At 51.9% G+C, this 9,995-nt stretch carries 4 protein-coding genes, 1 tRNA gene, 2 rRNA genes and 1 pseudogene (1 of these 8 cut by a window edge); 2 read left to right on the plus strand and 6 right to left on the minus strand.

Annotated features, from left to right (window positions below):
- Window positions 1-55: 55 nt before the first annotated feature.
- Window positions 56-373: a gamma-glutamyltransferase gene (locus C1J02_RS21320; protein ID WP_114879774.1), complete on the plus strand. Its 318-nt coding sequence runs from the start codon at window positions 56-58 to the stop codon at window positions 371-373.
- Window positions 374-750: 377 nt separating this feature from the next.
- Window positions 751-2,571: a pentapeptide repeat-containing protein gene (locus tag C1J02_RS17820; protein WP_114879775.1), complete on the plus strand. Its 1,821-nt coding sequence runs from the start codon at window positions 751-753 to the stop codon at window positions 2,569-2,571.
- Window positions 2,572-2,796: 225 nt separating this feature from the next.
- On the opposite strand, the gene C1J02_RS17825 is transcribed toward C1J02_RS17820, so the two are convergent.
- The 6 genes and pseudogenes from C1J02_RS17825 to C1J02_RS17850 form a co-directional block, all read right to left on the minus strand.
- A complete protein-coding gene (locus C1J02_RS17825; RefSeq protein ID WP_114879776.1) occupies window positions 2,797-3,735 on the minus strand; it encodes a hypothetical protein in 939 nt (312 codons plus the stop codon).
- A 238-nt stretch (window positions 3,736-3,973) separates the two neighbouring features.
- Window positions 3,974-5,172 (minus strand): annotated as a pseudogene (locus C1J02_RS17830) (IS3 family transposase).
- Window positions 5,173-5,387: 215 nt separating this feature from the next.
- Window positions 5,388-6,538, minus strand: a protein-coding gene (locus C1J02_RS17835; RefSeq protein WP_114878826.1) for an IS3 family transposase whose coding sequence is annotated in 2 segments (ribosomal slippage) — window positions 5,388-6,292 and window positions 6,292-6,538 — 1,152 coding nt in all. Because the reading frame shifts where the segments join, the coding sequence is not laid out codon by codon here.
- A 370-nt stretch (window positions 6,539-6,908) separates the two neighbouring features.
- Window positions 6,909-6,985, minus strand: a tRNA-Met gene (locus C1J02_RS17840).
- 53 nt (window positions 6,986-7,038) lie between these two features.
- Window positions 7,039-7,153, minus strand: a 5S ribosomal RNA gene (rrf, locus tag C1J02_RS17845).
- A 98-nt stretch (window positions 7,154-7,251) separates the two neighbouring features.
- Window positions 7,252-9,995, minus strand: a 23S ribosomal RNA gene (locus C1J02_RS17850) (it continues 89 nt past the right edge of the window).

The following is a 9,995-nucleotide window of genomic DNA, read 5'->3' on the forward strand; positions in this document are numbered from 1 at the left end:
AAACTGCTCTTGGCCTGCCAGGTGTCTTTTCCGACCGCACTGCGTTGCCACGAAAATCGGCACTGACAGCTACTATCGCGGCGTTATCGCCAACACCCATGCCCGCTTTCTCGAAGCGCAGAGAAGCCCGCTGCCGCAAGTGGATTTCGAAAGCTACAGTGCCGAACCGCAAACCCCTCTTACAGTCACAATATCGCTTGTGACTCTCTACAATACGGGGTTGCCGACCCAAGGTATGTCGACGCTGGCCATTCTGGCGCTGTTCGATCGACTGAGCGTGACGCAAGGCGAAGGCTTTACGCATACCATAAATCGATGCACCGGTGGCATTGGCGTCCTGAAACCCGCTCCCCTTCAATCCTCATGCATATGAGGCTTAGGACCGTGAATTAGAAGAGTAATGGCAGCTTTGCACCCATTCATGCAACGTGCAGAAACCAACACCATGGGCCCACATCTGCCATTCCCGCTTCGCGGCGTCAGACCGAATCTACCCTTCTCGTATTGCCTAAGACGGCCCATTGCTGCCGTTGATCCGTCCGACGAGATGCTGCGACGCGGCCCGTCATTGCCGACTTTCGCTGCAAATGCGAAGTCTTATAGCCGGGCAATTCACACTCAGCGGACAGATCTGCCCTCCGCGCGCTAAGACCTTAGCTCGATTTCAAAATCTGGCGCAATCATTGATCGTTGCCAATTTTTTGGAACTGTTGTTCACTTCGATGTCTACCGGTCTGGAGCGCTATCGCGATGAATACCGAAATCCGACTTAGCCATATCTCCAACCTTGCTCAAACCGCGCGCACTACGTGGCTGGGCCTTCTTGGTTTGCTGATTTTCGTCGGCATTACCATCATGGCTCACAAAGACAGTGACTTTTTCGCACATGGCGCTTCGACAACTCTGCCCATAATTGGTGTGGAAGTGCCGACAGATGCGTTCTTTCTCGCAGCTCCTCTCCTGGTGACGGCATTTTATTGCTACATGAATATTTTCCTTTTCGGACTGTGGGATGCACTCGGAAAGATTGATCAGATACCACCCGATCCCGAAACAGACGAGATGACCCCACTTGCTGAATTGATCGTCCCAACAATTTTTACAATTGCTGCGCTTTGGTATCGCAATCATGTCAGGCACGATGGATCAATGCCTGCCCGCATCCTTGGGATTTGGACCGTGATCATCGCAGTACTTTTAGGTTGGGCTTTCTGCTGGGTTGTTCTTGCATTTGTCTGGTGGCGCTCCATGCCTGCCCATGAACCGCTTATAACGATTGTTGCAGCGGTTTGCCTCTGGGTCACGCTGGACGTCGGACTGTATGCGATCAGTGCCGCACGCGCCCAATTGGGAAAAAAGGCACCTTCGCCAACGGCAATGCGGCCAATTCGGATCGTAAGCAGCATTGCGGTATGCGCTGCCCTAATCTTAACGTCCTATGGGCGTACCAAAGGCTTTGACACGTTGCTGGCAGCCTACCCTATTGCCTCCGAGCGTCTGACAAAGCTCATTCCTCTTTCGCGCGCCAATCTTCGTGAAGCACACCTGAGTGTAAGGCCCAGAGATTGGCTTGTTTGGGAGGATTGGCGAAAAGAGATCACGTCCGAATTTGCGCGCAGAGAAGGCATTGACGTACCCTATGCCGCCTGGACGGCTGAACAGAAAATCAACTTTGACAAAGAAGCCCGCCGTCTGTGGCAGTCGCTTACGCATTCTCTTGACCATCAGAACCTTGAGAATAGGGACCTGCGCGGTGCCGATCTGTCTTTTGCCTTTATGGCCGGCATTGATCTTGAAAAAGCGGACTTGACGGGGGCGAACCTAAAAGGTGCTGATGCGTCTGGCGCGGTTTTCAAGTCCGCACATATGCAAAATGTGAACCTAAGTGGTGCCTCATTGCAAGGTGCAAACCTATCGCGTGCATTCCTGAAAGGCGTTCGATTTGTTGGTGCACAAATGCAATGGGCCGATCTTACGTACGATGTGGAAGAAGAGGATGAAAACGATGCAGCTCTGTCAGACGATGGGGTACCCGTACGTCAATTTCTGCAGCTACCTGAAGCTGATTTTTCTTCAACTGAACTTGAAGGCGTTAAATTCGGAGGAGCCAATCTGCGGGATGCGAACTTTACCGGAGCGGGGTTAGAGGGAACGTCTCTTGCCGGTTCTGACTTGCAGGGCGCTGACTTTTCCTTTGCACAGTTATTAGAAACAGATCTCAGCTATTCGGAACTGCAAAACGCCCATTTTTGGAAGTCGCGATTGATCGGGGTCGATCTTTCAAGCGCAATTATGACTTCTACTCGCCTAGATGTGCACACCATCGAAATGAATTTTCTTGTGTCGACAGACCTCAGTAATTTGAGTTCAACCAACATGAACCAAGAGGATTTTGACAAGACCTTTGGGGACGCCACAACGGTTCTTCCACCGGGAATAGAGACCCCGTGTCATTGGCCTGATTACGCGATAAGCGGACGATATCATTATCGTTGGCACGCCGACTGGATGGCAGGAAAAATCCCACCGGTCGCACGGAGACCTGATGGAACTTGTCCCAACAAACTGTAATATCTGGCAGAATTATTGAAAACGTCAGCGCCGGCCGAAATGTTAGTGGCTGAATTGCTGGATAGCGACTTGAATGTTTTGATAACAGCTTGGCGTCCTAGGCGGTATCAATACTTCATTTGGCCTGAACATACCTTTGCGGCAGATGAAGTCTTTTTAAACATCAACAGAACTGATCTCGGATGCGAGACGGCCTCGCCCGCCAGACCAAATCCCAACCTCGATTCACAAGGCCTGCGTAATCATTTCCAAAATTGATGCCGAGGAGCCGACAAGAAGTGGTGCCAAGATAGTAAGAATCCTAGTGACTTGATATCTCGTACTGCGCCTTTCGATCCTTCCACGCAGATCTTCTTTTATGACTGGCTCGTCTTCCAGTGCTCTGCGGAGCATAAAATTGCTGGGTCCAAAAATGAACAAAAGGGTCAGGGTGAACACGATCCCCCAGAACAGCGCCATCCCTTGTGCAAAACCGCGGATCAATTCCCGTGCTGTGCCGTCTGCCACAACCGCCAGAGGCAGGTGATAGAATAGCATCAGCGTAATTGTGCTCGTTACCAAAACGAAGGCTGTCGTCTGAAAAGTCAGATCGACCAACCCCAGATGTGCTTCCAAATTCTTGATGCTCTGGCCCGTGCTTACAACTGCAGATGCCGAAGCCGCTGCCAATAGTCCAAAGAGATACGGCAAAACAGCGAACCAGGCCAAAATGCTCAAACCTGGATCACTGCACCCTTCTGGCAAGACGTGAGGGGCCACACCCGCCTTAACCAAAACCGCGCAGGTTGATCGGTAAGTCAGATTCAACGCGCCCAAGAAATCCTCGTGGCGGGCCAAAGCATTGACCAAGACAAGCATGAGCACTGATACGCCCAACACAAGAAGGCTTTGGCTTCTGGCCTTAGGAGACAGCTCCCAAATCTTTGATATCATAAGACAAATTACAGCGAAACAACTCGATATATGAAACAACCCCACAGCAGAGTAGATGATTAACCCGTTATAAAACCGTAAGTCCAGATTGCCCGGAAAAAAGCTATCAGTTTCTAACATGCGGGTCAGCAAATCAGTCGTCCCGTCACTGAGCAATTCGAGCACAGTAAAGCCCAGTGCAAATGGCAAAATTGGCAAAAAAATCCACGTCAAATGGGCACGATCATACATGATCTAAATCTTAGGCTGCAATTGCACGGCCCATCAAGACAAACCTACTGTCCAAGATAGCTTGGTCGGCCAGATCATCATCTTCGAAATCGGCCTGCTTCCAACTGCCAAAACGTTTTGTAGTCCAGGTTGATGAACGACAGATGTCATGTGCCACACAAGAGAACAACTGACGCGGTTCTAGTGCAAAATCTCTGACTGAGCTACTCCCCATTTATTGGACAGGTTCTGGCGTAAGTTAAGCTACTCTTTGCACCTGCTGATCCGTTGCCCGGCAGCTGATGTTTACATCACCGTAAGGGGGGTTGGTTGTTTCATTTCTCTGCCAATAGACCACGGCTGGTGGCTTGCCGCCAAGGGCGGAATGTAGATGCTTGTGGTTGTAGAAGTCGATCCACTTTCTGACGCCTGCCTTCGCCTCTGATCCTGTTTCCCAGGCATGCAGGTACACGCATTCGTATTTCAATGATCGACACAGGCGTTCGACAAAGATGTTGTCGAGGAACCGGCCTTTGCCATCCATTGAGATACGCACGTTTGAGCGCCGCAATCTGTCCGTCCAGGCAAACGACGTGAACTGGCTGCCTTGGTCCGTGTTCATGATCTCAGGCGGGCCGAACTTGTGGATCGCTTCGTTCAACGTATCGACGCAAAACCCTGCCTCCAGCGTGTTTGAGATGCGCCAAGCCAGTACCTTGCGGGTGTGCCAGTCCATGATTGCCACAAGATACAAGAACCCGCGCCGCATTGGCAGATATGTGATGTCGGCGCACCAAACCTGATTGGGCCGATCAACGCGAAGGCCGCGTAACAGGTAGGGGTAAATCTTGTGCCCCTTTGCGGCTTTGCTGGTGTTGGGCTTCTGGTAAACCGGCATAAGGCCCATCAACCGCATCAGACGTCTGATCCGCTTCTCATTGACCACGTGATCATCATTACGCAGATGCCATGTCATCTGACGCACACCGTAAAACGGGGCCTCCAGAAACTGCTTATCGATCAGGCGCATCGGATCGAGGTTCATTTCGCTCTCGCCCTTCGCTTCATAATAAAACGACGACCGCGAGATCGACAGCAACGCACATTGCTTGCCAACCGACAGGCCAGGCAGGTTCGGTTCAATCATCTCGCGCCTCACTTGCCGGTCCAGTGTTTGAGCTTTCTGGCAAAAAAATCGTTGGCAACGGCCAGCTCCCCGATCTTCGAGTGCAGGTCTTTGACCTGCTCTTCATCAACTTCCGGTGCTTTCCGGCCGCCGCGCTCAAATACACCAGACGCGCCCTCAAGCAGAGCCCGCTTCCACTGATGGATCATCGTCGGGTGCACCCCGAACCGACTGGCCAACTCGCTGACCGTCTCTTCGCCTTTCAGCGCTTCCCACGCCACCTTGGCCTTAAACTCTGGGTGATGTTGCTTCCGTTTCGATCCGCGCCTTATCTTCCCATGGTGAACTTTTACCTTGCCTCGTTTCAAAGCGGGAAAATCGATGGTGAAGAAGTACGGCGGCGTGCTTTGTTCGCCGCCGAAAAAGTTGCGACAATTGAGGATGACGAAAACCCCAAGTCTCAGTGAGCTACCCCCCGAAATTCGGACACTGACGTAAGCTGCAATTTATTGTCTGCTGATCTTCAACATGAATAGCCCCTAGTTCCCTAGACACCTTCTTGGTTCACATTTTGCTGTCTGTTTTCGAAGTCGACGGGCGACAGCATCCCGTTTCTGGTATGTTTGCGTTTCGGGTTATAGAACATTTCGATGTAGTCGAAGATGTCGCGTCTAGCATCCTCACGAGTTTTGTAGGTCCGACGGCGAACGCGCTCACGTTTGAGTAGGTTGAAGAAGCTTTCGGCGACAGCGTTGTCATGGCAATTGCCGCGCCTGCTCATGGAATGCTCAATGTTGTGGGCCCTTAGAAACGCCGCCCAATCTCGGCTGGTGTATTGCGAACCTTGGTCTGTGTGGATCAGGATCGGTTGCTTGGGCTTGCGTCGCCAAACGGCCATGAGCAGGGCTTGCAACACGAGGTCTGTGGGCTGCCGTGATTGTGTCGCCCAACCGATGACACGTCGTGAGTATAAGTCGATGACGACGGCTAGATACAAGAACCCTTCGCAGGTCTTAATGTAGGTAATATCTGACACCCATGCGGTATCTGGTGCTGCCACATCAAACTGCCGGTCTAGCGTATTATCGACGACGACAGATGGTTTGCCGCCATACGTCCCAGGCCTGCGCTTGTAGCCGATCTGAGCTTGGACACCTGCCAAACGGGCCAGTCTGGCAATACGATTTGGGCAACTGGTCTCGCCTTGTTCAACGAGATCATCATGAAGCTTGCGATACCCATAAACCTTGCCACTGTCCTTCCACGCATCTTTGAGCAGCTTGGTTTGGCGGGCATCCTCATGCGCACGGTGGCTTAATGGATTCTTAATCCATGCATAGAACCCGCTGGGATGGATGTTGAGGCAGCGACACATCCTGCGCACCGAATACTGAGGGCGATGCTCGGCCACGAACGCGTACTTCATCTTGCATCCTTGGCGAAGTACGCGGCTGCCTTTTTTAGGATATCGCGCTCCTCCGTCATCCGCGCCAGCTCACGCTTGAGCCTGCGGTTCTCAGCTTCATGGTCAACAGATGATGCCTGTGACGCAGCTTTTGCGTAGAGCTTCATCCATTTGTAGAGCGAATATGTACTGACGCCCAACCGCTCCGAAACCTCGCGAACGGCATACCCCCGCGCTGTTATCTGATGGACTGCATCGCGCTTGAAATCTTCACTGAAATCTGGCTTCCCCATAACGGCCTCCTTGCCTCAAAGTTAGGGAAGAAAGCGCCTACATATCTAGGGGCTATTCACAGCGTTATTTGGAAATTGCGAAGTTGGCCGTTAAGAAAGGTCTCGCTAGTCGAAGATCTTGTTTGAATTAGCATGCGGTGTGCTCGTCACGCATTCAAAGCGGACGTCTGGTCCGACGGGCCGCACCGCAGCATGCTTGGTGGCCGGCCAATGTCTCCTTAGGGCCGTGAGCGACATGTTCCAGAGATTTGCCATAGTTGCCCACTTGCCACACTTGCGAATCTCCCCCGCGTGCTTCCACGGCAGTTTTCCCAAGGCAAAAAGCCACCCGAAGGTGGCTGGTAACATATTGATAGTATGTGGTTTTCTTTGGTTGCGGGAGTAGGATTTGAACCTACGACCTTCAGGTTATGAGCCTGACGAGCTACCGGGCTGCTCCATCCCGCGACAAGATAGATATAAAGCATCGAAGAGAGATACAAGATCAGAGGTTTTACTAGGTTTGGCGGTGACCTACTCTCCCACGTCTTAAGACGCAGTACCATCGGCGCGACGGCACTTAACTGCCGAGTTCGGGATGGGATCGGGTGTTTTGCTCGCGCTATGACCACCAAACCATGAAAAACCTCTGAATGTCCAAGTCAGTACGACTAATGTATGTGTATGCTTCTGATTTATCCGAAGAATAAGAGTTAATCTTGCTTCTACTGGATCAAATCAAGCCTATCGAGCAATTAGTACCAGTCAACTGAATGCATTACTGCACTTACATCTCTGGCCTATCGACGAGGTGGTCTACCTCGGCTCTCAGGGATACCTTGTTTTGAGGGGGGCTTCCCGCTTAGATGCCTTCAGCGGTTATCCTGTCCGATCATAGCTACCCAGCACTGCTATTGGCATAACAACTGGTCCACCAGTGGATCGTTCACCCCGGTCCTCTCGTACTAGGGGCAACTCCTCTCAAGTATCCTACACCCACGGAAGATAGGGACCGAACTGTCTCACGACGTTCTAAACCCAGCTCACGTACCTCTTTAAACGGCGAACAGCCGTACCCTTGGGACCTGCTCCAGCCCCAGGATGAGATGAGCCGACATCGAGGTGCCAAACACTGCCGTCGATATGGACTCTTGGGCAGTATCAGCCTGTTATCCCCGGCGTACCTTTTATCCGTTGAGCGATGGCCCTCCCACTTGGGACCACCGGATCACTATGGCCGTCTTTCGACTCTGCTCGACTTGTCAGTCTCGCAGTCAGGCTGGCTTCTGCCATTGCACTCAACGAGCGATTTCCGACCGCTCTGAGCCAACCTTCGCGCGCCTCCGTTACGATTTAGGAGGCGACCGCCCCAGTCAAACTACCCACCACACAGGGTCCCGGATCCGGATAACGGACCGCGGTTAGACATCAAGCAGAACAAGGGTGGTATCTCAAGGGAGGCTCCACGCAAACTGGCGTTCACGCTTCAAAGCCCACCACCTATCCTGCACATGTTCGGCCTAATGCCAGTGTGAAGTTGTAGTAAAGGTGCACGGGGTCTTTCCGTCTAACCGCGGGAAACCTGCATCTTGACAGGTAATTCAATTTCGCTGAGTCTATGTTGGAGACAGCGGGGAAGTCGTTACGCCATTCGTGCAGGTCGGAACTTACCCGACAAGGAATTTCGCTACCTTAGGACCGTTATAGTTACGGCCGCCGTTTACCTGGGCTTCAATTCAGAGCTCTCACCCCTCCTTTTAACCTTCAGGCACCGGGCAGGCGTCAGACCCTATACGTCGTCTTGCGACTTCGCAGAGCCCTGTGTTTTTAATAAACAGTCGCCACCCCCTGGTTTGTGCCCCCAGCCTCTAGTTGCCTAGAAACCGGGCCTCCTTCTCGCGAACTTACGGAGGTATTTTGCCGAGTTCCTTCAACATAGTTCTCTCAAGCGCCTTGGTATTCTCTACCAGTCCACCTGTGTCGGTTTAGGGTACGATCTAGCGATGGAGCTATTTCCAGGAACCTCTAAGCAGCCCATTCAATCCGATAAGGATGAACTACCCTCGAGATCCGTCACTTCCATCTGGCCCAGGAATATTAACCTGGTTCCCATCGACTACGCCTTTCGGCCTCGCCTTAGGGGTCGGCTTACCCTGCTCAGATTAGCTTTAAGCAGGAACCCTTGGACTTTCGGCGAGAGTGTCTCTCACACTCTTTGTCGCTACTCATGTCATCATTCTCACTAGTGATCTCTCCACCGGATCGCTCACGCGCCAGCTTCACAGAAAACTCCGCGTCTCCAATACGGGTCGAAACCCGCAAAAGAGACATGGAATTATGTCACACTACGCTCTGCTACCATGCAATAAATGCATCCTCAGCTTCGGCTCATGGCTTGAGCCCCGTTACATCTTCGCCGCAAGACAACTTATTTAGACCAGTGAGCTGTTACGCTATCTTTAAAGGATGGCTGCTTCTAAGCCAACCTCCTGGTTGTTTTGGTCGTCTCACCTGCTTTCCCACTTAGCCATGAATTAGGGGCCTTAGCTGGAGGTTAGGGTTGTTTCCCTCTTCACGACGGACGTTAGCATTCGCCGTGTGTCTGCCATCTAGTACTCCTCGGTATTCGGAGTTTGGTTAGGATCAGTAAGTCTGTGGGACCCCATTACCCATCCAGTGCTCTACCCCCGAGGGTATTCGGATGACGCTCTACCTAAATAGATTTCGCAGAGAACCAGCTATCTCCGAGTTTGATTGGCCTTTCACCCCTAGGCACAGCTCATCCCGATCCTTTTCAACGGATGTGGGTTCGGTCCTCCAGTAAGTGTTACCTTACCTTCAACCTGGCCATGCCTAGATCACTCGGTTTCGGGTCTGATCCCACGAACTCAACGCCCTATTAAGACTCGCTTTCGCTGCGCCTACACCTAACGGCTTAAGCTTGCTCGTGAGACCAAGTCGATGACCCATTATACAAAAGGTACGCTGTCAGGGCGTAAAGCCCCTCCAACTGATTGTAGGCGTTCGGTTTCAGGTACTGTTTCACTCCCCTCGTCGGGGTGCTTTTCACCTTTCCCTCACGGTACTGGTTCACTATCGGTCAGTAAGGAGTACTTAGCCTTCGAAGGTGGTCCTCCGATCTTCAGACAGAATTTCACGTGTTCCGCCCTACTTAATACGTCCTCTCATGCTTCTTATACGGGACTATCACCCACTTTGGTTGCGCATTCCAACGCATTCTAACCACAATTGAGGCTCGGCTGGTCCCCGTTCGCTCGCCGCTACTAGGGGAGTATCAATTGATTTCCTTTCCTCCGGGTACTTAGATGTTTCAGTTCCCCGGGTTTGCCTTTTTAAGCCTATATATTCAGCCTAAAAATACCTGTTTTACCTCATTATTAGCTACCCCGAAGGGTAATAATAACAAAGTATCAGGTGGGTTGCCCCATTCAGAAATTCATGGATCAAAGCTTATTCT

The organism is Sulfitobacter sp. SK011, assembly GCF_003352065.1.
Lineage (GTDB): Bacteria > Pseudomonadota > Alphaproteobacteria > Rhodobacterales > Rhodobacteraceae > Sulfitobacter.

Bases quoted from the DNA above. Each gene is read 5' to 3' on its own strand.
- C1J02_RS17820 (WP_114879775.1), top strand. From the start codon at position 751: ATGAATACCGAAATCCGACTTAGCCATATCTCCAACCTTGCTCAAACC.
- C1J02_RS17825 (WP_114879776.1), bottom strand. From the start codon at position 3,735: ATGTATGATCGTGCCCATTTGACGTGGATTTTTTTGCCAATTTTGCCA.